The sequence below is a fragment of the Pseudalkalibacillus berkeleyi genome (assembly GCF_021608225.1).
In the GTDB taxonomy this organism is placed as follows: domain Bacteria; phylum Bacillota; class Bacilli; order Bacillales; family Fictibacillaceae; genus Pseudalkalibacillus; species Pseudalkalibacillus berkeleyi.
On sequence record NZ_JAKIJS010000001.1, the window covers coordinates 945,674 to 971,537 of the forward strand.

Annotated in this window: 29 protein-coding genes; all 29 read left to right on the forward strand. The window is 39.0% G+C overall.

All coding sequences use genetic code 11. The features are described from left to right. Positions 1 to 92 precede the first annotated feature (92 nt). The 29 genes from L2716_RS04995 (at position 93) to fliI (ending at position 25,807) form a co-directional block, all read left to right on the forward strand. Positions 93 to 422: a putative DNA-binding protein gene (locus L2716_RS04995; protein ID WP_236332365.1), complete on the forward strand. Its 330-nt coding sequence runs from the start codon at positions 93 to 95 to the stop codon at positions 420 to 422. 13 nt (positions 423 to 435) lie between these two features. Continuing rightward, complete coding sequence (ffh, locus tag L2716_RS05000; protein WP_236332367.1) at positions 436 to 1,788, forward strand: signal recognition particle protein; 1,353 nt, start codon at positions 436 to 438, stop codon at positions 1,786 to 1,788. A 71-nt stretch (positions 1,789 to 1,859) separates the two neighbouring features. After that, a complete protein-coding gene (gene rpsP, locus L2716_RS05005; RefSeq protein WP_236332369.1) occupies positions 1,860 to 2,132 on the forward strand; it encodes a 30S ribosomal protein S16 in 273 nt (90 codons plus the stop codon). 16 nt (positions 2,133 to 2,148) lie between these two features. After that, positions 2,149 to 2,376 carry a KH domain-containing protein gene (locus L2716_RS05010; protein WP_236332371.1) on the forward strand — a complete coding sequence of 76 codons (228 nt, stop codon included), beginning with the start codon at positions 2,149 to 2,151 and terminating at the stop codon, positions 2,374 to 2,376. A gap of 249 nt (positions 2,377 to 2,625) precedes the next feature. Beyond that, positions 2,626 to 3,147 carry a ribosome maturation factor RimM gene (rimM, locus tag L2716_RS05015; RefSeq protein ID WP_236332372.1) on the forward strand — a complete coding sequence of 174 codons (522 nt, stop codon included), beginning with the start codon at positions 2,626 to 2,628 and terminating at the stop codon, positions 3,145 to 3,147. Further along, positions 3,144 to 3,878, forward strand: a complete 735-nt coding sequence (gene trmD / locus L2716_RS05020; protein WP_236332374.1) for a tRNA (guanosine(37)-N1)-methyltransferase TrmD — start codon at positions 3,144 to 3,146, stop codon at positions 3,876 to 3,878. The genes rimM and trmD overlap by 4 nt, the downstream gene beginning before the upstream one ends. A gap of 156 nt (positions 3,879 to 4,034) precedes the next feature. Further along, entirely contained in the window at positions 4,035 to 4,382 is a 348-nt protein-coding gene (gene rplS, locus L2716_RS05025) for a 50S ribosomal protein L19 (RefSeq protein ID WP_236332376.1), read from the forward strand. Between the two features lie 159 nt (positions 4,383 to 4,541). After that, positions 4,542 to 5,093, forward strand: coding sequence for a signal peptidase I (lepB, locus tag L2716_RS05030; protein WP_236332378.1), 552 nt, complete (start codon positions 4,542 to 4,544; stop codon positions 5,091 to 5,093). Between the two features lie 9 nt (positions 5,094 to 5,102). After that, a complete protein-coding gene (ylqF, locus tag L2716_RS05035; RefSeq protein WP_236332380.1) occupies positions 5,103 to 5,957 on the forward strand; it encodes a ribosome biogenesis GTPase YlqF in 855 nt (284 codons plus the stop codon). 98 nt (positions 5,958 to 6,055) lie between these two features. After that, entirely contained in the window at positions 6,056 to 6,835 is a 780-nt protein-coding gene (locus tag L2716_RS05040; RefSeq protein ID WP_236332381.1) for a ribonuclease HII, read from the forward strand. A 60-nt stretch (positions 6,836 to 6,895) separates the two neighbouring features. After that, entirely contained in the window at positions 6,896 to 8,404 is a 1,509-nt protein-coding gene (locus L2716_RS05045) for a hypothetical protein (RefSeq protein ID WP_236332383.1), read from the forward strand. Further along, a complete protein-coding gene (locus tag L2716_RS05050; protein WP_236332384.1) occupies positions 8,401 to 8,676 on the forward strand; it encodes an EscU/YscU/HrcU family type III secretion system export apparatus switch protein in 276 nt (91 codons plus the stop codon). The genes L2716_RS05045 and L2716_RS05050 overlap by 4 nt, the downstream gene beginning before the upstream one ends. Positions 8,677 to 8,732: 56 nt before the next feature. After that, positions 8,733 to 8,891 carry a hypothetical protein gene (locus L2716_RS05055; protein ID WP_236332386.1) on the forward strand — a complete coding sequence of 53 codons (159 nt, stop codon included), beginning with the start codon at positions 8,733 to 8,735 and terminating at the stop codon, positions 8,889 to 8,891. Between the two features lie 212 nt (positions 8,892 to 9,103). Continuing rightward, positions 9,104 to 10,264, forward strand: a complete 1,161-nt coding sequence (gene sucC, locus L2716_RS05060; protein ID WP_236332387.1) for an ADP-forming succinate--CoA ligase subunit beta — start codon at positions 9,104 to 9,106, stop codon at positions 10,262 to 10,264. 18 nt (positions 10,265 to 10,282) lie between these two features. Beyond that, entirely contained in the window at positions 10,283 to 11,188 is a 906-nt protein-coding gene (gene sucD, locus L2716_RS05065; RefSeq protein WP_236332389.1) for a succinate--CoA ligase subunit alpha, read from the forward strand. Positions 11,189 to 11,390: 202 nt separating this feature from the next. Further along, on the forward strand, positions 11,391 to 12,284 hold the full coding sequence (dprA, locus tag L2716_RS05070; RefSeq protein WP_236332391.1) for a DNA-processing protein DprA: 894 nt from the start codon (positions 11,391 to 11,393) through the stop codon (positions 12,282 to 12,284). A 70-nt stretch (positions 12,285 to 12,354) separates the two neighbouring features. Further along, the gene (topA, locus tag L2716_RS05075; protein ID WP_236332394.1) at positions 12,355 to 14,424 is read left to right on the forward strand and encodes a type I DNA topoisomerase; all 2,070 of its coding nucleotides are present in this window, start codon (positions 12,355 to 12,357) and stop codon (positions 14,422 to 14,424) included. A gap of 11 nt (positions 14,425 to 14,435) precedes the next feature. After that, a complete protein-coding gene (gene trmFO, locus L2716_RS05080) occupies positions 14,436 to 15,743 on the forward strand; it encodes an FADH(2)-oxidizing methylenetetrahydrofolate--tRNA-(uracil(54)-C(5))-methyltransferase TrmFO (RefSeq protein ID WP_236332396.1) in 1,308 nt (435 codons plus the stop codon). 94 nt (positions 15,744 to 15,837) lie between these two features. Then, on the forward strand, positions 15,838 to 16,725 hold the full coding sequence (gene xerC / locus L2716_RS05085; RefSeq protein WP_236332398.1) for a tyrosine recombinase XerC: 888 nt from the start codon (positions 15,838 to 15,840) through the stop codon (positions 16,723 to 16,725). Between the two features lie 35 nt (positions 16,726 to 16,760). Then, complete coding sequence (gene hslV, locus L2716_RS05090; protein WP_236332401.1) at positions 16,761 to 17,303, forward strand: ATP-dependent protease subunit HslV; 543 nt, start codon at positions 16,761 to 16,763, stop codon at positions 17,301 to 17,303. Positions 17,304 to 17,319: 16 nt separating this feature from the next. Next, positions 17,320 to 18,720, forward strand: a complete 1,401-nt coding sequence (gene hslU / locus L2716_RS05095; protein WP_408005291.1) for an ATP-dependent protease ATPase subunit HslU — start codon at positions 17,320 to 17,322, stop codon at positions 18,718 to 18,720. Between the two features lie 19 nt (positions 18,721 to 18,739). Then, on the forward strand, positions 18,740 to 19,519 hold the full coding sequence (codY, locus tag L2716_RS05100; RefSeq protein WP_236332403.1) for a GTP-sensing pleiotropic transcriptional regulator CodY: 780 nt from the start codon (positions 18,740 to 18,742) through the stop codon (positions 19,517 to 19,519). 359 nt (positions 19,520 to 19,878) lie between these two features. Continuing rightward, positions 19,879 to 20,265 (forward strand): flagellar basal body rod protein FlgB, encoded by a 387-nt coding sequence (flgB, locus tag L2716_RS05105; protein WP_236332405.1) that lies wholly within the window; start codon positions 19,879 to 19,881, stop codon positions 20,263 to 20,265. Next, positions 20,266 to 20,712, forward strand: a complete 447-nt coding sequence (gene flgC / locus L2716_RS05110) for a flagellar basal body rod protein FlgC (RefSeq protein ID WP_236332407.1) — start codon at positions 20,266 to 20,268, stop codon at positions 20,710 to 20,712. It abuts the gene before it with no gap. Between the two features lie 14 nt (positions 20,713 to 20,726). Further along, on the forward strand, positions 20,727 to 21,020 hold the full coding sequence (fliE, locus tag L2716_RS05115) for a flagellar hook-basal body complex protein FliE (RefSeq protein ID WP_236332409.1): 294 nt from the start codon (positions 20,727 to 20,729) through the stop codon (positions 21,018 to 21,020). 106 nt (positions 21,021 to 21,126) lie between these two features. Continuing rightward, the gene (gene fliF, locus L2716_RS05120) at positions 21,127 to 22,710 is read left to right on the forward strand and encodes a flagellar basal-body MS-ring/collar protein FliF (RefSeq protein WP_236332411.1); all 1,584 of its coding nucleotides are present in this window, start codon (positions 21,127 to 21,129) and stop codon (positions 22,708 to 22,710) included. An 11-nt stretch (positions 22,711 to 22,721) separates the two neighbouring features. Continuing rightward, a complete protein-coding gene (gene fliG / locus L2716_RS05125) occupies positions 22,722 to 23,735 on the forward strand; it encodes a flagellar motor switch protein FliG (RefSeq protein ID WP_236332413.1) in 1,014 nt (337 codons plus the stop codon). Beyond that, positions 23,728 to 24,531 carry a flagellar assembly protein FliH gene (fliH, locus tag L2716_RS05130; protein ID WP_236332415.1) on the forward strand — a complete coding sequence of 268 codons (804 nt, stop codon included), beginning with the start codon at positions 23,728 to 23,730 and terminating at the stop codon, positions 24,529 to 24,531. The genes fliG and fliH overlap by 8 nt, the downstream gene beginning before the upstream one ends. Continuing rightward, the gene (fliI, locus tag L2716_RS05135; protein ID WP_236332417.1) at positions 24,497 to 25,807 is read left to right on the forward strand and encodes a flagellar protein export ATPase FliI; all 1,311 of its coding nucleotides are present in this window, start codon (positions 24,497 to 24,499) and stop codon (positions 25,805 to 25,807) included. The genes fliH and fliI overlap by 35 nt, the downstream gene beginning before the upstream one ends. The last annotated feature ends 57 nt before the right edge of the window (positions 25,808 to 25,864 follow it).

The following is a 25,864-nucleotide window of genomic DNA, read 5'->3' on the forward strand; positions in this document are numbered from 1 at the left end:
AACTGATGTTAAGAAAAAAACTTGACAAAGGTTTCTATGGGGTGTAGTATGATTATTCGTAAAGGGATTTCGCTTAACAAGGGGTGGAAAGAGTGCTAGAAAAAACAACACGCGTCAACTTATTGTTTGATTTCTATCATGCGCTTTTAACTCCAAAACAGCGAAATTACATGGCGCTTTATTTCCTCGATGATTTGTCCCTTGGAGAAATCGCTGAGCAGTATAATGTAAGCCGTCAAGCGATATACGACAACATTAAACGAACAGAGTTAATGCTCGAAGAATACGAGGAAAAGCTTGAACTTCTCGATAAATATCAAAGACGCGAGCAACTAATGAAGAAGTTACGTCAACAGGTTGCTGAAGAGAAGGATCAGAAAAAATTGCTTGATACGATTGAAAGTATCGAGGATTTGGATTAGGAGGCGGCACTTTATGGCATTTGAAGGTTTAGCCGACCGACTTCAACAGACACTTCAAAAAGTCCGCGGAAAAGGTAAGGTTACTGAAGCGGATGTAAAAGTCATGATGCGAGAGGTTCGACTAGCGTTATTAGAAGCTGACGTTAACTTTAAAGTTGTAAAGCAATTCATTGCCAAGGTTAAGGAACGAGCGATTGGTCAAGAAGTGCTTGAAAGTTTGACACCTGGTCAACAAGTTGTCAAAGTCGTCAATGAAGAGTTGACTGCTTTAATGGGTGGAGAACAAAGCAAGATTGCAGTGGCAAACAAGCCACCGACCGTCATTATGATGGTAGGATTACAGGGTGCAGGTAAGACAACCTCTACAGGAAAGCTTGCCAATCACCTTCGGAAAAAGCACAATCGAATGCCTTTGCTTGTGGCCGCCGATGTTTATCGACCTGCAGCGATTAATCAGCTACAAACCCTTGGTAAACAGCTTGGAATGCCTGTTTTCGATCTTGGTACAGATACAAGTCCGGTTGAAATTGCGAAGCGTGGTATTGAGAAGGCGAAAGAAGAGCACCATGATTATGTCATTATCGATACTGCCGGACGATTGCATATTGATGAGGGATTAATGGATGAATTAGCTCAAATTAAAGAAATAACGAATCCAGATGAAATTCTTCTTGTAGTCGATGCAATGACTGGACAAGATGCAGTGAATGTCGCACAAAGTTTTCATGACCAATTAGGACTTTCAGGAGTCGTTTTAACTAAGCTGGATGGAGACACACGCGGTGGTGCTGCACTTTCCATTAAATCTGTAACCAATACCCCGGTGAAATTTATCGGTATGGGTGAAAAGCTGGATGCACTCGAGCCATTCCATCCTGAACGGATGGCCTCTCGAATTCTCGGAATGGGGGATGTATTATCCCTTATTGAAAAAGCTCAAACAAATGTTGATGAAAAGAAAGCAAAAGAGCTTGAAGAGAAAATGCGTACAATGAGCTTTACCTTTGAAGACTTCCTTGAGCAGTTGACTCAAGTCCGCAGTATGGGACCACTCGATGAAATACTAGGGATGTTACCCGGTGCTGGACAGATGAAACAACTGAAAAATCTTAAGGTAGATGACAAACAGCTAAATCATGTTGAAGCGATTATCAAGTCCATGACAAAAGGTGAGAAGCTTCAACCAGAAACGATTAACGCAAGTCGAAAGAAACGTATCGCAAAAGGAAGCGGTCGTTCCGTTCAAGAAGTCAATCGACTATTGAAGCAATTTGAGGACATGAAGAAAATGATGAAACAAATGTCCAATATGCAAAAAGGCAAGAAAAAAGGCGGAATGGGTGGCATGAAATTCCCATTCATGTAACTAAAAGTATGGCCCGGTATTTCATACCGAGAAAATAACCATAATTAAAAATATTAGGAGGAATTATAGATATGGCAGTAAAAATTCGTTTAAAGCGCATGGGAGCAAAAAAATCTCCATTTTATCGTTTGGTAGTAGCAGATTCTCGTTCACCTCGTGATGGACGTTTCATCGAGGAAATTGGATACTACAACCCAATTTCTCAACCAATCGACGTTAAGATTGACGAAGAAAAAGCACTTGAGTGGATGCTAAAAGGTGCAAAGCCATCTGACACAGTTCGTACTCTTTTCTCAAACGCTGGTCTTATGGAAAAGCTTCACAACGCAAAAAACCAAAAATAAGTAAGGTGTGACGATAATGGAAGAGTTAATCGAAACCATCGTTAAGGCTCTTGTCGATCACCCAGAAGAAGTACGCATAGAAGAGGTTAAGACTGATCACGCCATTACCTATCAACTCAGTGTTCATAGCGAAGACATGGGTAAGGTAATCGGAAAACAAGGACGAATTGCCAAGGCAATACGTACAGTCATTAACGCAGCAGGAACAAACGAAAGTAAGAAGATTAATTTAGAGATTGTGTAGAGAGGTGGGGGCAACCCCGCCTTTTCTTTCATCTTTGACTAATAATGAACTACGGATTTCCGACGCACAGGACGTGACTGCACTTAGTCGAAGATCGTTTCTCGATATTTTCAATCATCGGTCCTAATTCTTTAATGTCAGTTGTTCAAGTAGTTTTGGGGTGCTGATTGGATCTTATGCTTAGATGTATAGGTTATTCTTATTTTCATCAAGATAGTATCATTACAAACTTTAAATGGGGGAAGACGAATGAGTGAATGGTTGAACGTTGGTAAAATTGTGAATACGCACGGTATAAAGGGAGAGGTCAGGGTTATTACGCGTTCAGATTTTCCGGATGAGCGATATCAAGTAGGCTCCGAGCTTTTTTTGTTTCTCCCAAATCAAAAGGATCCGGTTTCTTTGACTGTGCGGACCCATCGTAAACATAAACAATTCGACTTAGTTTCATTTGAGGGTTATCCTAATATTAACGATGTTGAATCATTTCGAGACGGTTTGTTAAAAGTGCAGAAAGATAAGCTTGAAGATTTGCCGGAAGGCGAGTTTTATTATTATGAAATTATTGGTTGTGAAGTATTTACGGATCAGGATGTTCTCCTCGGTTCTGTTAAGGAGATTTTATCACCTGGTGCAAATGATGTATGGGTGATCCAGTCTAAGGAAACGAAGAAGGAGATTCTTATTCCGTATATAGACTCTGTCGTAAAAGACGTTGATATTGACAATCAGAAAATCACAATTACACCAATAGAAGGTCTTTTGGAATGAAGATAGATATTTTAACCCTTTTTCCCCAAATGTTTGATGGTGTGCTTAATAGTTCGATATTAAAAAAAGCACAGGATAAAGGCGCAGTTGAATATGGAGTTACGGATTTTCGAAACTATGCAGCTAATAAGCATTACAAAGTGGATGATTATCCTTATGGCGGTGGAGCGGGTATGGTTCTTGCAGCACAGCCGTTGTTTGACGCTGTGGAAGCTTTAACAGAAGAAGCTGAGACAACTAACCCTCGAATCATACTCATGTGCCCGCAAGGAGAACGCTTAACGCAAAGGAAATTAGAAGAGCTTGCTGAAGAGGATCATTTAATTTTTGTTTGTGGTCATTATGAAGGATATGACGAACGTATTAGAGAGTATCTCGTTACAGATGAAATCTCAATAGGTGACTATGTACTAACTGGAGGCGAGCTCGCTTCCATGGTTGTGATTGATGGCGTGACTCGATTACTGCCAGAAGTTTTAGGAAACCAAGAATCTGCGTTAAAGGACTCACATTCATCTGGTATGCTTGAGCATCCACATTATACGAGGCCAGCTGATTTCCGAGGTATGCAAGTGCCTGATATTCTATTATCTGGACATCATGAGAAAATAGAGCGTTGGCGTTATTTACAATCTTTGAAACGAACATATGAGCGTAGACCTGATTTAATTGACTTTGAATCCTTGTCAGAAGAAGAGCAGCAGTATTTGAAAGACAGCTCTGGAAAATGATAAATAATCTAAAGAAATCTTCATAGAAATATTGCCTCTTTTAGGACGATATGCTATGATAATCTTTGTGGCTTGTGCCACTTGATTACGATGTTCCGCTGTTATGATGGTAAAAAGGCATAAACAAGAACATTTGTAAGGAAGGAGGAATACCCGATGCAACAACTACTTAATGATATTACTAAAGAGCAGTTGAAAACTGATTTACCTGAGTTCCGTGCTGGAGACACAGTACGTATCGACGTAAAGGTTGTCGAAGGAACTCGTGAGCGTATCCAGGTATTCGAAGGTGTTGTCATTAAACGCCGTGGATCTGGCATCAGTGAAACATTTACTGTACGTAAAATTTCTTACGGAGTTGGAGTTGAACGTGCTTTCCCAGTACACTCTCCAAAAGTCGCTAAGATTGAAGTAGTACGTCACGGTAAAGTACGTCGTGCTAAGCTTTACTATCTACGTGCACTACGTGGAAAAGCTGCACGAATCAAAGAGATTCGCAGATAAGAGAATTAAACACAAGAAGGAGCTTGGAAACAAGCTCCTTTTTTCATACATTAAGATATCGTTTTCAAATACATATACAAATGAATGGATTAGAAAGTTATAATGATAATAATTATAGGAAAATGAAAGATTTTGCAATGAGTAAAACGAGGTGGAGAAATGGCAAAGGGAAAAAGTGAATCCTGGGAATGGATGAAAGCGTTAGTTATTGCGCTACTGATTGCAGCCGGCATTCGATACTTTTTATTTGCTCCGATCGTAGTAGATGGTGAATCTATGATGCCAACCCTACAAAACGGTGATCGGATGATCGTTAATAAGGTCAGCTATGATATTGGGGAGCCGAAGCGCTTCGATATCGTCGTATTTAATGCACCTGAAGGGAAAGACTACATAAAAAGGATCATCGGTCTGCCAGGGGATGAAATTGAGTATAAAGATGACACTTTATATGTGAACGGAAAAAAGGTCCCCGAACCTTATTTAAAGGCTTACAAGGAATCTAATCAAAACGGTAACCTTACTTATGATTTTCAATTGAGCGAACAAATCGGTACACAAACTGTTCCAAAAGGACATATTTTCGTTATGGGGGACAATAGACAACATAGTAAAGATAGCCGAAACATCGGTGCTGTACAAATGGATGCAATAATAGGCAAAGCGAACGTGGTTTTCTGGCCCGTTGCGCACTTTAATGTATTAGAGTAGGTGAAAAGTATGAAGCAAATTCAATGGTTTCCAGGTCATATGGCAAAAGCAAGAAGAGAAATCACTGAAAGATTGAAGATGATTGATGTTGTATTTGAACTTGTAGATGCAAGAATCCCATTGTCTTCAAGGAATCCGATGATTGATGATATCGTTGGGAATAAACCGAGGTTAATTCTATTGAATAAAGCAGATATGGCTGATCCTGCTATTACAAAACAGTGGGAAGCATACTTTGAAGAACGAAACGTGCGTACTGTAACTGTAAATTCAAAATCAGGACAAGGGTTAAATCGTATACCTGAAATAGCAAAGGATCTAATGAAAGACAAAATAAATAAAATGATTGAAAAAGGGGTCAAGCCAAGGGCTGTTCGTGCATTGATTCTCGGAATTCCAAATGTCGGGAAATCGACACTTATTAATAGACTAGCAAATAAGAAAATGGCTAAAACAGGCGACCGACCTGGTATCACACAACGTCAGCAGTGGATCAAAGTTGGCAAAGAGTTAGAGCTCCTAGATACACCTGGAATTTTATGGCCGAAATTCGAAGATCAAACAACGGGCTTTAGATTAGCCGTAACGGGTGCTATAAAGGATGAAATTCTTGATTTTGGAGATGTTGCTTTCTTTGCAGTACAATATTTAAAAGAAGTTTATGGGGATCAATTAAGAGAGAGATACAAGCTTGAAGATTTGACTGCTCCACCTATTGAAGTTTTTGAAGAAATCGGAAGGAAACGCGGTTGCCTACTAAAAGGCGGGGAAATTGATTATGATAAAGCTGCTGAAATTATCCTTCGAGACATTCGTTCCGAAAAACTAGGGGCGTTGTCATTTGAAAGACCCTCTGATTTCTAATTTATATGGGTTCTGAAAGATTATATAAAACATTTAAATAACAATTTAGTGACCTTGTTGAATCATTTGACAAGGTCACTTTTGTAAAGGGGATAACGATGAAAGATCAATCAATTGATGAGATCAAAAAGCTTCTAAATACATACGAAGGAGATCTTCCTTCACAAATGATTGAACAAATAGAGAGTGATAGCCGAAAAGGCGTGCAAAAGCTCTGGAATCAGTATTGTAAGCGAAAAAGTAAAGAACAGAGCCGCTTGAAGATGTACATAGAAATGTCTCAGTTCGAGGAGAAACTTGAGAAAGAAGGATACCGTAGGATTGCAGGAGTTGATGAAGTAGGAAGGGGACCATTAGCAGGACCGGTAGTAGCTAGTGCTGTGATCCTTAATAAGGATACGAAGATCATCGGGTTGAATGACTCTAAGAAATTATCAGAGCGAGTTAGAGAGCAATTGTACGAAGAAATTATTGAGCAGTCGATTGCAATAGGTGTAGGGATCGTTTCTGCTGAAGAGATTGATCAAATCAACATTTATCAGGCTAGTAAATTAGCGATGAAGAAAGCGATTGAAGATCTGCCTATTGATCCTGATTATTTGTTAATTGACGCAATGAATTTAGATGTGGACTTGCCACAAGATAGTATTATTAAAGGGGATGCAAAAAGCGTTTCGATAGCAGCAGCCTCTATCATCGCCAAAGTAACGAGAGATCGCTACATGAAGAAAATGGAAGATATTTACCCTCACTACTCGTTTGGTAATAATGTAGGGTATGGTACCGCTGAGCATCTGCAAGCATTAAGTCATTACGGGATCACTCCTGAACACCGTAAATCATTTGCACCGGTTGCTGAATTAATACCAAACAAATGATAAAAACGGACGATATTATGTATAAGTAGATTTTGAAACGAGGCGGAAATCGTGAAAGCAATGCCAGTTGAATCAGTCATGAGTAGAATAGGGAAATTTAATACAACGATAGAACTGAAACCTGGTCAAATATTCTCTGGTAAAGTATTAGCGCTCTATCCAAATGATTTTGCGAAAATCCAATTAGCTGGGCGTAAGGTAAATGCACAATTGTTGACTGGGTTAACCTTAGGGGGGAAATATTGGTTTCAAGTAAAACCAAACTCGCATGGAACACTCCCTCTACTTTCCGTAGTGGAAAATAATAGAGTGCATCAGCCTCCATTACAGTCTTTGGGGATTGGGAAATTGCATCCGAACCTATCTAAATTAGTGCAGTCATTAGCCAATGAACAACTGCCAATGACGAAAGATTTGATGGCGAAAGCTGATCAATGGATGAATCAAGTGTCTTCAGTGAGTAAAGGTATACAAGCGATTAAGACAATGGTTTATCAAAATTTACCTCAAACTGATGCTGTATTTAAAGCTTTGTACCACGTTCAAGATGACCAACCATTACATGCTCAATTGAATACACTAAAGCAATTGTTACATGGTCATAGTAAGACAAATAAGGGGTTTTCAAATGTCGAGCAAATCATTAGTCGGATCTTAACAAGTTCACACCAAACAAGCGGGATTGATACGCTTAAACAATTGGTACACATACATAATAGAACAGACATTGACCCATCGACACAAAGTCAGTTGAAAGAAATCTTTCGTTCACTCGATCTTAACCTACCTGCAGTAAATAAAGGCTCTAATACCATACAATCGGATGCACAATTCCTTAAAGCACTGAACTTACCGATGAATAAAGCAACTGCAGAATTACAAATTCAACATAAATTAAGTCAGATGAGTGACGCATTACAAAAGACGGTTCAGTCTCTTACAGATAATGAAGTGGCAAAGCCTCAGCTAAAGTTAATTGAGACAATGAAAAGCCTAGGACTTACCCTTGAAAGGGATATGATTCATAATCAACTAAACGTACGAGATCAATTTACACAATTAAAGCCTAGTCTAGTGAATCTGTTATCGGAAGAAGTCTCATTACAGGTACGAGAAAAGGCTGAAACGCTTTTACATCGTATAACCGGTCAACAACTGGTTCATTCGAATGAAAATCATTCATTAACCTCACTGTTCTATCAAATACCGATTCATTTCAAGGAATGGAAAAGTGATCTATTGATGAAGTGGGATATGAAAAAAGACCAATCCGGAAAAATAGATGAAGATTTCAGTCGTATTTTATTTTACCTCGATCTACAGAATATGAAAGAAACAGTGATCGATATGAATGTTCAAAATCGTATCGTATCAATCAAGATTGTGAATGATCATGATCTAGCTAATCAATTAATTCCAGCATTTAAAGACATACTGAGTGATCGCCTCGGAGAAATCGGATATCAATTATCGAGTGTGAAAGTTGAACTTACTGAAAACCAAGGGGATGCTTTGTTTCGACATAAGTCTATTGATCAGACGAGGCAAGGAGTGGACTTTACCATATGAGTCAAGAATATAGAAAGTCAGCCGTTGCACTAAAATATGAACAAAATGGCTCTACCGCACCAAAAGTAATAGCAAAAGGAAAAGGAGATACAGCTGAGGAAATATTAAAGCGAGCGATGGATCATGGTATTCCAGTACAAGAGGACGCCTCACTTGTTCATTTATTGTCTCAATTGGAGATTAACAAGGAGATCCCACCCAACCTATATCAAGCGGTTGCAGAAGTATTTGCGTTCATCTACCAATTAGATAAATCCTTAAAGCCAAAATGAACATAAGGTAAAGGAGTTTTCCACATACTATTGAAAAATAGTGAGGTGAAACGTAAATGAAAAGGAATGCATTAGACGTCCAAGGCTGTGATCAAGCTGTAAAAGGTTTTCGTGAGGAGTTTGCTGAAGAGTTCGGGATATATCGCCCGGCAGCAGAGCGGGAATCCATTACAAAAAAAATAGTAGACGAAAACCAAAAAGAGAAAGATTGTTAATTTTGAAAGGGCTGACCTGGATTTAATCGTCAGCCTTTTTACAATTCCATAATTATCAGTATTATTCCAACATTTGTGTCATAATTGATGAGAATGTCGGGAGAATTCTTGTTTTTCTGAGGATTTACAACACAACGGTAGACATAAGAGCGGTTTATTTATACAATAATAACGGTGTTGCATAGATTAGACACATGATAGGAGGATGGAGAATGAATATCCACGAGTATCAAGGAAAAGAACTCTTGAGAAAGTACGGGGTATCAGTTCCAAATGGAAAGGTTGCATATACGCCCAAAGAAGCGGTAGATGCAGCAAAAGAACTCGGTACTGAAATCAATGTAGTTAAAGCTCAAATTCACGCAGGCGGACGAGGGAAAGCCGGCGGTGTAAAAGTTGCTAAAAATCTTGATGAAGTGCGTACATATGCTGAAGAGATTTTAGGCAAAACTCTAGTTACCCATCAAACAGGTCCTGAAGGTAAGGAAGTAAAGCGCTTACTTATCGAGGAAGGCTGTGACATCAAGCAAGAATATTATGTTGGTCTAGTAATGGACCGTGCTACTTCACGTGTCGTCATGATGGCTTCAGAAGAAGGCGGAACAGAAATTGAAGAAGTAGCAGAAAAGACACCAGAAAAAATCTTTAAAGAAGTGATCGATCCTGTTGTCGGCCTTAGTGCATATCAGGCTCGTCGTCTTGCTTTTAACATTAATATGCCTAAAGAACTTGTCAACAAAACTGTTAAGTTCATGATGGGCTTATACACTGCATTTGTTGAAAAGGATTGTTCAATTGCTGAAATCAATCCTCTCGTTACAACTGGAGATGGCAACGTCATGGCACTAGATGCGAAATTGAACTTCGATCCAAATGCGTTGTTCCGTCATAAAGATATTGTCGAGTTCCGTGATTTAGATGAAGAAGATTCGAAAGAGATTGAAGCTTCTAAATATGACCTTAGCTATATCTCTCTAGATGGAAATATCGGTTGTATGGTTAACGGTGCAGGTCTTGCTATGTCCACAATGGATATCATCAAGCATTACGGCGGAGATCCCGCGAACTTCCTTGACGTTGGGGGCGGTGCAACTGCTGAAAAGGTAACTGAAGCATTCAAAATCATTCTTTCTGATAAGAATGTTAAAGGAATCTTTGTCAACATTTTCGGTGGAATCATGAAATGTGATGTCATCGCTGAAGGTGTTATCGAAGCAACAAAACAAGTTGGTCTCGAGCTTCCACTAGTTGTCCGTTTGGAAGGAACGAACGTTGACCTTGGGAAGAAATTGTTGAGCGAGTCCGGATTGAATATTACCGCAGCTGAGTCAATGGCTGACGGTGCAGAAAAAATCGTTTCACTAGTGAAGTAGAAAGGTGGGGAAAACTCGATGAGCGTTTTTATTAATAAAGATACGAAAGTTATCGTTCAAGGGATTACTGGTTCTACAGCCCTTTTTCATACAAAACAAATGCTTGAGTACGGTACTAAAATCGTAGGTGGAGTAACACCTGGTAAAGGTGGAACTGAGGTAGAAGGAGTACCTGTTTTCAATACTGTTGAAGATGCAGTTAAAGAAACAGGTGCAAATGCTTCTGTAATCTATGTACCAGCACCATTTGCAGCAGATGCGATTTTGGAAGCTGTAGATGCGGAGCTAGATTTGGCAATCTGTATTACTGAACATATCCCTGTGTTGGATATGGTTAAAGTTAAGCGTTATATGGAAGGTAAGAAAACACGCTTGGTTGGGCCGAACTGCCCAGGTGTTATTACGCCAGATGAGTGCAAGATTGGAATCATGCCTGGATACATCCATACAAAAGGACATGTCGGGGTTGTTTCACGTTCTGGTACATTAACATATGAAGCTGTTCATCAGCTTTCTGAGGCAGGCATTGGACAATCCACAGCAGTTGGTATTGGTGGAGATCCAGTCAATGGAACAGACTTCATCGACTCTCTAAAAGCCTTTAATGAAGATGATGACACATATGCAGTTATCATGATCGGTGAAATTGGCGGTACTGCTGAGGAAGAAGCTGCGGAATGGGTGAAAGCAAACATGACCAAGCCTGTTGTAGGCTTTATCGGTGGTCAAACTGCACCTCCAGGAAAACGAATGGGACATGCAGGTGCTATCATTTCTGGTGGTAAAGGTACAGCTGAAGAGAAAATCAAGACGATGAACGCTTGTGGCATTAAAGTGGCTGAAACGCCATCTGTTATGGGTGAAACACTTATTTCAGTTTTGAAAGAAAAAGGACTACTTGAAAGTTGTATGACTGTTAAATAATACATCTTCAAAATATGAAATTGGGGCTGACTCTTAGGGTCAGTCCCATTTCCTTTCATTTGTTTATTTAAACAAATCTGTGTAACAAAAAAAGGATTTAAGGACATACATATCGAACGAAAGGTGAAGGTGTATTTGTCACCTTTGTCTTAACAGCGTACATAAACCTTAACATGCTAGTTTATTGAAAAAGGAGAATGGATTGTTAGAAAATCGTGAAGTACGGTTCATGTATTTATCTAATCACAAAGGTATTGGCAAAAAACTGTTATATCAATTATTGGACGAAGATCCTTCTTTAGAGATGATTTTTAAACTTAGCCCAATGCAATTAATGAAGAAAATTCATATCAATTCAAGTGTTGCGGAAAAGATCTTAAACGGTAGGAATCAAGAAAAATTTTTGAAACAGCTAGAATCATATGAAGAAGAAGGCATTCAAGTCATATCCATTTTGAACAACGTTTACCCTTCTCTATTGAAAGAAATTTATGATCCACCAATGGTGTTTTATGCAAAAGGCGATGTTCAATTATTGAATCATCAATCATTACTCAGTGTAGTAGGTACGAGATACCCATCGAAAAATGGACAAGAAAGCTTGAAGAAGATCATCAATCCTTTAATCAATAACGGCTGGACCATCGTCAGTGGTTTAGCATACGGAATCGATATATTATCACATCAACAAGCTGTTCTACTATCAGGGAAGACGATTGCGGTGTTAGGAAGTGGATTTCATCATATTTATCCTAAAGAGCATATTGAAATTGCTAATGCGTTAGCCTCTCATCATCTCATTATTTCCGAATATCCACCTGACTGGAAACCTGCTAAATGGCAATTTCCTGCACGCAATCGGATTATAAGTGGTCTTTCTAGGGGAACATTGATAATAGAGGCTCGGGAAAGAAGTGGATCGCTCATTACAGGTGATCAAGCTTTAAACCAAGGCAGAGAAGTTTTCGCAGTACCAGGATCGATAATAGAGCCAAGGTCTGCTGGCACCAATCGCTTGATACAACAAGGGGCGAAGCTGACAACCTGTGCACAAGATATTTTAGATGAACTAGATCAGGTTACGACTTACGTTTGACAAACCAACTCTGTTTATACAATAATAGGGAAGATTTTAAAATAAGAGAAAAGGGGGAGACATAAAAAATATGGCAGATTATTTAGTAATAGTAGAATCTCCCGCTAAAGCAAAAACGATTGAAAAATACTTAGGGAAAAAATATATCGTCAAAGCTTCAATGGGACATGTACGAGACTTACCTAAAAGCCAAATGGGTGTTGATGTAGAGGCGGATTTTGAACCTCGTTATATTACGATTCGCGGTAAAGGACCAGTTCTCAAAGAATTGAAAACGGCCGCAAAGAAAGTAAAGAAAATCTATCTAGCAGCTGACCCGGATCGCGAAGGGGAAGCGATTGCTTGGCATCTCGCTCATAGTTTAGACATGAAAGACCATTCGAATTGTCGAGTTGTATTTAATGAAATTACAAAGCAAGCAATCAAAGATTCATTTAAAAAGCCAAGAGCTATTAATATGAATCTTGTTGATGCCCAACAAGCGAGACGTGTGTTGGATAGACTGGTAGGGTATAACATAAGTCCGTTATTATGGAAGAAAGTTAAAAAAGGTTTAAGTGCAGGCCGCGTTCAAACCGTTGCCCTTCGTATGATTGTTGACAGAGAAAAGGAAATTCAAAACTTCAAGCCAGAAGAATACTGGAAAATTAAAGGGATATTTGATAAGGGTAGTGAGGAATTTGATGCTTCCTTCTTCGAACTAAATGGTAAGAAAGTAGACCTTTCTACAGAAGAAGATGTGAAAGGTGTCTTAAAACATATTAAAGGCAAGGATTTCGATGTGAAATCGGTTCAGAAAAAAGAACGAAAACGAAATCCCGCAGCTCCTTTTACAACTTCATCCCTCCAACAGGAAGCAGCAAGGAAGTTGAACTTCCGAGCAAAGAAAACGATGATGATCGCTCAACAGTTATATGAAGGGATTGCTATTGGAAAACAAGGAACGGTCGGTTTGATTACATATATGAGAACTGACTCTACTCGTGTGTCTGACGTTGCAAAAGACGAGGCAAAACAGTATATTCAAGATACTTATGGATCTAAATTTTCTGCAAATCGCACGACTAGTAAAAAGTCCGGCAATACGCAGGATGCTCACGAAGCTGTTAGACCGACGTCAACATTAAGAGATCCAAAAGTTGTAAAGCAATTCTTGAGTCGCGATCAGCACCGATTATATAAGCTAATTTGGGAACGATTTGTAGCAAGTCAAATGGCTCCAGCGATTATGGATACTATGGCTGTAAATCTGGAAAATAACGGTGTGATGTTCAGAGCGAACGGCTCAAAAGTTAAGTTCCCGGGATTTATGAAAGTGTATGTTGAAGGAAATGATGATAACAAAAAAGATGAAGACAAAATCCTTCCTGACCTTAGGGAAGGAGATAAAGTTAAATCGAAAGAAATAGAACCTAGCCAACACTTTACACAGCCACCACCAAGATATTCAGAAGCACGATTGGTCAAAACTATGGAAGAACTAGGTATAGGTCGACCATCCACCTATGCGCCGACTCTAGACACCATTCAACGACGAGGTTATGTGGCGCTTGATGCACGGAAATTTGTTCCAACTGAATTAGGAGAAATTGTTTTAGACCTTATTCTTGAATTTTTCCCAGAAGTCATTAATGTTGAATTTACAGCAGAAATGGAAACGAGTCTTGACCATGTCGAAGAAGGTACAGAAGAATGGAAGAGAGTTATAGAAGCCTTCTATAAAGAATTTGAAAAGAAATTAAAAATTGCAGAAGAAGAAATGAAAGAAGTTGAGATTCAAGATGAACCTGCTGGGGAAGATTGTGAAAAATGTGGCAGTGAAATGGTTTACAAAATGGGTCGATATGGAAAATTCATGGCTTGTTCTAATTTTCCTGATTGTAGGAATACAAAACCGATTGTCAAAGACATAGGTGTGAAGTGTCCGACGTGTAAAGAAGGGAACATCGTCGAGCGTAAGAGCAAGAAGAAACGCATATTCTATGGGTGCGATCGATATCCTACATGTGATTTTGTATCATGGGATAAACCGATCAATAGACCTTGTCCGAAATGTGACAGCTTACTTGTCGAGAAGAAAGCGAAGAAGAGTACGACAATTCAATGTACAAATTGTGACTATAAAGAGAAACAAAATTAGGGTGATTGAAATTGACAGTTAAAGAAGTAAATGTTGTCGGTGCTGGATTGGCTGGCAGCGAAGCAGCTTGGCAATTAGCCAAAAGAGGAATACATGTTCATCTATATGAAATGAGACCGAAGAAACAAACCCCAGCTCATCATACAGATAAGTTTGCTGAATTGGTTTGTAGTAACTCATTGAGATCCAATGCACTTACAAATGCAGTAGGTGTCCTTAAAGAAGAAATGAGACAATTAGACTCAGTTATTATACAAAGTGCAGATGAATGTTCGGTCCCGGCCGGTGGTGCACTTGCTGTTGATCGACATGAATTTGCAGCAAGGGTCACTGAAAGAGTGAAAGGTCATCCGAATGTCACTGTGCACGATGAAGAAATAACTGAAATACCAAATAGTCCTACGATTATTGCGACGGGCCCTCTAACCTCTAAAGACCTATCTAATTCATTGAAAGCATTGACGGGTGAGGAGTATCTATACTTTTACGATGCGGCAGCACCAATCATTGAAGTGGACAGCATCGATCGTGACAAAGTATACTTGAAGTCTCGTTATGATAAAGGCGAGGCAGCGTATTTGAATTGTCCGATGACTGAAGAAGAATTCGATCGTTTCTATGAAGCGCTCATCAGTGCAGAAACTGTACCGCTGAAAGAATTTGAGAAAGAGGTCTTCTTCGAAGGATGTATGCCAGTCGAAGTCATGGCATCACGAGGTAGAAAGACATTATTATTCGGACCGATGAAGCCAGTAGGATTAGAAGATCCTAAGACTGGAAAAACACCATTTGCTGTTGTACAGCTACGCCAAGATAATAAATCTGGAACGCTTTATAATATTGTTGGTTTTCAAACGCATATGAAGTGGGGACCTCAAAAAGATGTGATCCGCTTAATTCCAGGGCTTGAAAATGCTGATATTGTTCGTTATGGTGTTATGCACAGAAATACATTTATTAATTCTCCTAATCTGTTAAAGCCGACATATCAATATAAAGACAGAGACGATTTGTTCTTTGCTGGACAAATGACTGGTGTCGAAGGGTATGTAGAAAGTGCAGCATCAGGGCTGATTGCTGGTCTAAACGCAGCACGATTTATGAGTGATGAAGAGCCAGTTGTATTCCCATCGGAAACAGCATTGGGGAGCATGGCTGAATATATTACAACAGCAAATCCGAAGAACTTTCAACCGATTAATTCTAATTTCGGTCTATTCCCTCCGTTAGAGAAGAGGATTAAAAATAAGAAAGAACGAAATGAAAAGATTGCTTCCAGAGCATTGGAAACAATTCAGAATTTTTTAACAAAGATGTGAATATATATTGTCAAGGCCTCTATGTTGTGATACTATGTAGGGGTCTTTATGCTAATTGTAATACTATTCAGAAAAATAGGAAGTTGATTGGAATATGGAAGATGAGATTCGACTGTTTATCGAATATTTACAAATTGAGAAAAACAGTTCTTCACATACCGTCATTAATTACCAAAAAGACATCGGAGATTTTGTCGTATTCATGAAGCAGCAAGGCTTGGACCAATTTGCTGCTGTTTCTTATGTTCACGTACGTCATTATTTAACCATTCTCCATGAAAAGAAATTTGCAAGGAATTCTGTGGCAAGAAAGATCTCATCATTAAGAAGCCTCTATCGATTTTTACTTAGAGAAGATTTGGTGCCTCAGAACCCATTTCAAATGACTTCTTTACCGAGAAAAACAGAGCGACTCCCCAAATTCTTTTATCAGGAAGAAGTTGAGGAGTTGTTTAAGGTTTCAGACCTTCATACACCTCTCGGCCAGAGAAACCAAACCTTACTTGAGTTTTTATACGGTACAGGTATCCGTGTCAGTGAATGTTGTGATTTAAACGTTCAAGATATAGATACGACAATTGAAACCATTTTGGTCCGTGGTAAAGGTAGGAAGGAACGTTATGTACCAATAGGTGTATATGCTTTGGAGGCATTAGACCGTTACTTGAAAGATGGAAGGCAAGCCTTAATGAAATCCCAAACACACAATAAGCTATTTGTGAATTATAAAGGAGACCCACTCACGACAAGAGGGGTTCGTAAAGTATTGCAAAAGATCATCAAGTCAACCTCTTTAACAATGAAAATAACACCTCATATGATGCGTCACACATTCGCGACTCATTTATTAAATGAAGGAGCTGACTTAAGGGCTGTCCAAGAGCTGTTAGGCCATGCGCAATTATCTTCAACGCAGGTTTATACACATGTTACAAAAGACCGGTTGCAACAGCTTTACCGATCTTATCATCCAAGAGCCTAGCAATAGAAAGACAATGTGAGGAGGTTGTTAGTGATATGAATACATTTCACGCTACTACAATATTTGCAGTGCAGCATAACGGGGGATTCGCAATGGCGGGAGACGGCCAAGTGACCTTCGGCAATGCGGTGGTCATGAAACATACTGCACGAAAAGTCCGTAAACTTTATGATGGAAAAGTACTAGCAGGATTTGCAGGTTCTGTTGCAGATGCATTTACATTGTTTGAGAAATTTGAAGCGAAATTGGAAGAGTACAATGGTAATCTTCAACGTTCTGCTGTTGAACTTGCGAAAGAATGGCGAGGAGATAAAATCCTCAGAAGGCTTGAAGCGATGTTAATTGTAATGAACCAAGAGACGATGTTACTTGTATCTGGTACAGGTGAAGTAATTGAACCAGACGATGGCATTCTTTCGATTGGTTCAGGGGGAAATTATGCACTTGCTGCTGGAAGAGCTTTGAAAAAGCACGGAGAGCACTTAACGGCTAAAGACATCGCCAAGAGCGCTTTAGAAATTGCTGCTGATATTTGTGTATATACGAATGATCAAATCATTGTTGAACAATTAACTTGAAACGGGGGAGTTTGGCATGATGAACATGAATTATACACCTAGACAAATTGTCGAACGATTAGATCAGTTCATTGTCGGACAACACAGTGCGAAGAAAGCTGTCGCGATCGCCTTAAGAAACCGATATCGTAGAAATCTAATTGATGAATCGATAAGAGAAGAAGTCGTTCCGAAGAATATCTTAATGATTGGTCCAACAGGCGTAGGGAAAACTGAAATAGCTAGAAGGTTGGCTAAAGTTGTAGGAGCACCTTTTATTAAGGTGGAAGCAACTAAATTTACTGAGGTTGGTTATGTAGGTCGTGATGTTGAATCAATGGTACGTGATTTAGTTGAAACATCAATTCGGATCGTAAAAGAAGAAAAAATGGTCGGTGTTAAAGAGAGAGCAGAAGAAAATGCGAATAAGCGCATAGTTGAGTTACTCGTCCCATCCAAGAAGCCTGACCAAAATGCATACAAAAATCCACTTGAGATGTTGTTTGGAAATCAACAACAGACGAACACGTCAACAGAAGCAGATGTCGAAAAAGATCAAATTGCAACACGTAGGAAACAAATTGCTCATCAGCTTGCATTAGGTGAGCTTGAAGACCGATATATCACGGTTGAGGTTGAAGAACAAAATCAGAATATGATGGATATGTTTCAAGGTTCAGGTTTAGAACAAATGGGTATGAATATGCAAGATATGCTAGGCAACTTAATGCCGAAGAAAAAGAAGAAAAGAAAACTTACCGTAAGGGAAGCGAGAAAAGTCTTGACCCATGAGGAAGCTCAAAAATTAATAGATATGGATGAAGTTAGTCAAGAAGCAGTTATAAGAGCAGAACAAACGGGTATGATTTTTATAGATGAGATTGATAAAATCGCAGGAAAGGGTAATCAATCAGCAGATGTGTCTCGTGAAGGCGTTCAAAGGGATATACTACCGATTGTAGAAGGGTCTACCGTTGTCACAAAATATGGTCCTGTAAAGACAGACCACGTGCTTTTTGTTGCTGCTGGAGCTTTCCATACTGCGAAACCATCTGATCTTATCCCTGAGTTACAAGGGAGATTTCCAATCCGAGTGGAGTTAAATAGTTTGACAATCGATGATTTCGTCTCTATTCTGATAGAGCCTGATAATGCACTCACAAAGCAATATGAAGCCCTTTTGAAAACAGAAGGTATAAACATAGAATTTTCTGACGATGCTATTCGTAGAATTGCTACTATCGCAACAGAAGTGAATCAACATACTGATAATATCGGAGCAAGACGTTTACACACCATTTTGGAAAAGCTACTAGAAGATCTATCGTTTGAAGCGCCTGATATATCACTCGAAACGGTTACCATCACACAAAAATATGTTGATGAAAAGCTAGGAGCCATAGCAAAAGACCGAGATTTAAGCCAGTACATTTTATAATCATAGGAGGAGTTACAAAATGAATTTATTAGAGAAAACACGTAAAATTAATGCCTTATTACAAGAGTCTGGTGGTAAACCAGTTAACTTTAAAGAAATGGCCGGTACACTTCGGGATGTCATTGAAGCGAACATTTTCGTCGTAAGTCGCCGTGGTAAGCTATTAGGTTATTCTCTCAATCAAGAAATTGAAAATGAGAGAATGAAAAAGATGCTCGTTGAACGTCAATTTCCAACTGACTATACAAAAAACTTGTTCAATATAACTGAAACATCGTCTAACCTAGATATCCACAGTGACTATACAGCTTTCCCTGTTGAAAATAAAGAGCTATTCAACCGCGGATTAACGACGATTGTTCCGATTGTTGGGGCTGGTGACCGCTTAGGAACGTTAATTTTGTCAAGATTAAATGATTCATTCCAAGATGATGATCTGATTTTAGCTGAATATGGAGCTACTGTTGTTGGTACAGAGATTTTACGTGAGAAAACCGAAGAAATAGAAGAAGAGGCTCGTAACAAAGCTGTTGTTCAAATGGCGATTAGTTCTTTATCTTATAGTGAACTTGAAGCAATTGAACATATCTTTGAAGAGTTAGACGGAAACGAAGGATTACTTGTTGCAAGTAAAATTGCTGACCGAGTTGGAATTACCCGCTCAGTCATTGTCAATGCGCTACGTAAACTAGAGAGCGCTGGTGTAATTGAATCTCGTTCGCTCGGAATGAAAGGTACTTACATTAAAGTCTTAAACGACAAGTTCTTACACGAATTATCTAAACTTAAAGCAATGTAACTTTCTAAATATAACAAGGGGCTGTCCAGAAATCAGTGATAACTGATTCTCTGACAGCCCCTTGTTTTTTGTTTTTCACATTTTGATAAGATGACAGGAATGACAGGAAATGAATTTTTTGTCGAAATATCAGATTTATTGGCAGGAATTCGCCTGAATAACGAGGAATTAATAGTAATAGATTACTACAAAAATGCTATGAGTATAAAGTACTGTATAAATAATGGGGCTTTATATCGAAAAAAATCGAAATATCGTAAATAACATAGACAGTACGGTTAATATTCTATAAAATACATCTGAAAGCAGATAAGTAAATTGTTGGTTTTTAAGGAAATTTTACTATTAGGAGGATGGATATGCTAAATTCAAGTACAATACAAAAACTTGAACATGCATTAAACTATCGTTCTTTAAATCATAAGACGATCGCAAATAATATAGCTAATGCAGATACGCCTAACTATAAAGCGCAATCTGTTCAGTTCAAGGATGCATTAAATACCTCAATGAAAGCATATCGTACGGACGCTCAGCACATCCCATTCTCATCTGAAACTACAGTTAATCGCCCTTTTAACGTTAAGACTAATGCGAACACGTCATACTCCCACAATGGAAATAACGTTGATACGGATAAGGAAATGGCAAAAATGGCAGAGAACCAACTTTACTATCAAGCTCTTATCCAACGCATGAATGGGAAATTGAGTTCTATGAAAATGGTGATAGGAGGAGGAAGGTAGATGGGCATGTTTAATTCAATCAATATTTCAGCTTCTGCACTTACAGCGCAGCGATTAAGAATGGATGTTGCCTCTTCAAATATCGCCAATGCTGATACGACAAGAGGAAAATTAGTGAATGGTGAGTGGGAGCCCTACAAACGGAAAATGGTCGTATTTCAACCGAAATCCGAAGGCTTCCAGTCGATGCTCTCAAAAGCCCAAAATCATTCAAAAACCAATGGTGTTCAGGCAACTGAAATGAGAGATGACAAGCAACCCTTTAAATTGGCCTATCAACCAGATCACCCTGATGCAGATGCGCAAGGTTATGTAAAATTGCCGAATGTCGATCCTCTTAAGGAAATGGTAGATTTAATGAGTTCAACACGATCCTATGAAGCGAATGTAACAGTAATGAATGCGGCTAAAGGTATGTATATGAAGGCGCTCGAAATAGGGAGATAGAGGTGGTTTAGAAGATGAATTCAATACAAATGAATAAGATTATGCCTACAACGACACAGATAAAGCCAGTCACGCCTGACCAAGCACGATCAGAAATGGCAACTTCTTTTAAAGAGATGTTACAACAAGTAAATGATGCACAGTTAAAATCGGATGCTGAAACAGAAAAACTCGTTTCAGGTAAATCTGACAATTTACATAATGTAATGATCACAGCAGAAAAAGCTAGTATTACATTGCAAACCGCTGTTGAAGTAAGAAATAAAGCAGTTGAGGCATATCAAGAAATTATGAGGATGCAAGTGTAAATTTGTGCTATAAAAATATTATTTTCGTACATAACTTTCGAAAAGTGAAAATGTTTTTTGTCCATTGAAATGAAACTTTTTCAATGACTGACGACCGGGGGATAAAATGAACGAGAAGATCACGTCATATAAGACACACATCACACAATACTGGAAAGAACGTACCACGAAACAAAAAACGTTGATCATAGGTTCTATTATTGGATTATTCGCCTTCGTCACAATACTTACGGTCATCATTTCAAATGATCAATATGTACCTTTATATACCGGACTATCTCCTGAAGAGACTGGGCAAGTGAAAAGCAGTCTTGAAGCAAAAGGAGTCAATTATGAAATCTCAAGTAATGGAACAGTAATCAGTGTTCCTAGTCAACGAGTTGATGCGCTGAAAGTGGAGCTTGCTGCAGAAGGAACGCCCAAAAGCGGAGCAATCAATTATGAGTTTTTTGGAGAGAATAATGGGTTTGGTATGACAGATAAAGAATTCGGTGTTCTTGAGCGTGCTGCGATGCAGAATGAACTCCAAGGACTGATCGGAAGTATTGATGGCGTTCAAAATTCAAAAGTGATGATTAATCTACCTAAGGAAAACGTTTGGGTTACAGATGCCGAACAATCCGCTTCAGCATCTGTAGTTCTGGACTTGAAACCAGGATATACAATGAAACAACCTCAAGTAAATGCTTTGTATCATTTAGTTTCAAAAAGTGTTCCTTCATTGCCTATAGATAATATCGTCATTATGGATCAATTTTTTAATTATTTTGATTTGAAGAATTCAGATCAACAAACGACAACATTAACTGCATATGAACAACAGAAAACGATTAAGGAAGATATTGAGAAAGACTTACAAAGGAATATTCAAAGAATGCTAGCAACGATGATGGGTCCTGAAAAGGTTGTTGTATCTGTTACGACAGATATTGATTTTACAAAGGAAAAACGGAAAGAAGAGTTAGTTGAACCTGTTGATCCCGAGAAAATGGAAGGCATTCAAATGAGCGTTGAAAGGATTAGAGAAACTTACACTGGAAATGGTTCACCTCCGGGTGGTGTACCAGGAACTGGTGAAGATGACATTCCATCCTATCAAGGTGAAGATGGTCAATCGGGAGATTATCAACGAATAGAAGAACGAATAAACAATGAGGTTAACCGTATCCATAAAGAAGTTGAGGAAGCGCCTTATGAAATTAGAGATATCGGTATCCAAGTTATGGTTGAGCCTCCAACACCAGATGACGCGAATTCATTACCAGCAGATCGAATTAATGATATCGAGCAAGTGTTAAGTAGTGTTGTTCGAACGACCATATCCAAATCTCAAATAGACCAGATCACGGACGAAGAAATCGAACAAAAAGTTTTCGTTTCAGCTCAGCCGTTCAAAGGTAAGGTAGAAATGCCAGAACCGAAAGCTTCGATTCCACAATGGACCTATATTGTAGGAGGCATCCTATTAGTCTTTATCATCATTCTAGTCTTTATGTTATTAAGAAATAGGAAGCAAAAATCGGTAGAAGATGAGGATTATGTCCCCCTTCAATACCAAGTAGAAGAGGTACCAGATATACAGCCTCAACGATCGGAAGAATCAACTCGAAAGCAACAACTAGAGAAACTGGCTAAGGATAAACCAGACGAGTTTGCAAAATTACTTCGTTCTTGGCTTTCTGATGATTAGGAGGTGGCTACGTGGCAAGAACACTACAGAAATTATCCAGTAAACAAAAAGCTGCGGTCCTTTTAATCTCATTAGGACCGGATGTCTCTGCTGAAATATATAAACACTTGAGTGAAGAAGAAATTGAGCGGCTTACACTCGAAATATCTAATGTACGTAAAGTTGAAACAGTTGTTAAGGAAGAAATTATTGATGAATTTCATCAAATAGCTCTAGCGCAGGAATATATTACACAAGGTGGTATTGGATACGCGAAAACGGTTCTTGAAAAAGCTTTAGGGGCTAATGAAGCTTCTAGTATTATTTCTCGACTGACATCGACCTTGCAAGTAAGGCCATTTGATTTTGCAAGAAAAGCAGACCCAGGACAAATATTAAACTTCATCCAAAGTGAGCATCCGCAAACGATTGCTCTTGTCCTATCGTATCTTGAGTCAACTCAATCTGCACAAATACTTTCAGAGCTTCCTCAAGAGGTTCAAGCCGATGTGGCAAAACGCATTGCTCTGATGGACCGGACATCACCTGAAGTGATTTCTGAAATTGAACAAATACTTGAACAAAAACTATCAACAACGGTTACTCAAGACTTTACCCAAGCCGGGGGTATAGAGGCAGTGGTTGAAGTGTTAAATGGAGTGGACCGAAGTACAGAACGAACAATTTTGGATGCATTGGAAATTCAAGACCCTGATTTAGCAGAAGAAATTAAAAAGAGAATGTTCGTGTTTGAAGATATCGTTACACTAGATAATCGTTCGATTCAACGTGTAATACGTGAATTACCAAATGAAGATTTACTGCTTTCTCTCAAGGCTGCAAGTGAAGAAGTGAAAGAAATTGTATTCCAAAACATGTCGAAACGAATGGTAGAAAACTTCCAAGAAGAAATGGAGTATATGGGTCCTGTTAGATTGAAAGATGTTGAAGAAGCACAATCAAGAATTGTATCCATCATTCGTAGATTGGAAGAGGCTGGGGAAGTAGTGATTGCCCGAGGTGGAGGAGACGATATCATTGTCTAAAGTTATTAAGTTCTCGTCCTCCTTACAACCTGAAGGGAAACCAGTTGAAATAAAGAAATTAAACACGTTCCCTAGCTTCAGTAAGGACCTAGATGATGATCAACCAACTGTGAGTCCGGTGGATAAGGTCGAGCAAGAAGCGGAAACCACATTAATGAATGCGAAAAAAGAAGCGGAACAAATTCTAGCTGATGCCCATAGAGAAGTGCAATTAAAGTATGAAGAATTAGAACGGAAAGAAGCTGAAATAGAGCAAGTTGTCAATAAAGCACAACAACAAGGCGCACAAGATGGATTTGAAAAAGGTTATAAACAAGGGTTACAACAAAGTGAAGAAGAGTATCGAGGTAAGTTAGATGAAGCGACAAAAGTGATCTCTGTAGCACAGTCCCATTATCATAGGAAACTTACTGAAGCTGAACCTCAAATGATTGAACTCAGTGTAAAAATTGCTAGTAAAATTATCGGACAGGCACTTCAAATGGACGATAACTGGAGAGTGTTCGTTACAGAAGCGCTTAACCAAGTAAAGAAAGAGGAGGACCTAAAGGTTTTCGTTCCTCCAATACATTACGAAACAACAGCTGAGTTAGCTCATCACTTATCAAAAGTGTTCAACTGTGAAATTACTGTCTATCCTGACAGCACAGCGACAGAGAACAGTTGCATAATCGAAACCCCATATGGGCGAATTGATGCAACAATAGATAGTCAATTACTTGAATTGAAAAATAAATTAATAGAGCTTGTAGGTGAGGGTTTTGAACATCAAGGGGATCCTAGAAGAAATCGATAGAATTGACACATATAAACGATTTGGAAAGGTCAATCGTGTAATTGGTTTGATGATCGAGTCGATAGGACCAAAAACCTCTATTGGTGATGTTTGCTACATCTATCCTAGCGATACCTTGGAAAAGCGTATACCGGCTGAAGTCGTTGGCTTCCGAGAACAGCATGTACTGCTAATGCCGCTAACAACCATTCAAGAAATTGCTCCAAATAGTTTAGTAGAAGCAACAGGTAAACCGTTACAAATTAAAGCAGGAGATGCTTTAGTAGGTCAAGTTCTTGATGGTCTTGGTAAACCGCTCAACGGTCAATCCTTACCCCTTGGGTTACATTCTCGACCAACTGAGGCAGCGCCACCAAATCCAATGAATAGGCCACGTATTCAAGAGCAAATAAGCTGTGGTGTAAGAGCAATTGATAGTTTCCTCTCTATCGGCATTGGTCAAAGAGTAGGGATATTTGCAGGAAGTGGCGTTGGTAAAAGTACGCTTCTTGGCATGATTGCGAGACAGTCAAGTGCAGATATCAATATCATAGCCCTAATTGGAGAACGTGGACGAGAAGTAAGAGAGTTTGTTGAACATGACCTCGGAGAAGAAGGGCTTAAGAAAACCATCGTCGTAGCAGCTACATCTGATCAACCAGCTTTACTTAGAATTAAAGGTGCTTTAACTGCTACAACACTTGCTGAATATTTCCGAGACAAAGGTATGAAAGTGATGTTAATGATGGACTCAGTAACAAGGGTTGCAATGGCGCAAAGGGAAGTTGGGCTAGCGGTTGGTGAACCTCCTGCAACAAAAGGATACACGCCTTCTGTCTTTGCACAGTTACCTAAGTTACTTGAACGATCTGGGACAAGTGAAAATGGAAGTATTACTGCATTTTATACGGTACTTGTTGATGGAGATGACATGAATGAACCAATTGCTGATACAGTAAGGGGGATTTTGGACGGACATATTGTTTTGGATAGAAACTTGGCAAATAAAGGGCACTTTCCTTCCATAAACGTTTTGAAGAGCGTGAGTCGAGTAATGAACAATATTTCGAATCAGAATCACTTAGAACTTACATCTAAGGCGAGAGAATTACTTTCTTCTTATCAAGAATCAGAAGATTTAATTTCAATCGGAGCATATAAGCAGGGCACTTCTAAGAAGGTAGACGATGCGATTTCTTTCTATCCAAAAATTATGGATTACCTGCGTCAAGCGACATATGAAGATGTAACAGCTGATCAAGCAGTAAATGAATTATCCCAAATATTCAATGAATAATGATGCGTGAACTGTCCGGCGAGTCCATTTTAGAGAATTGGTAAGAACATTTTATTG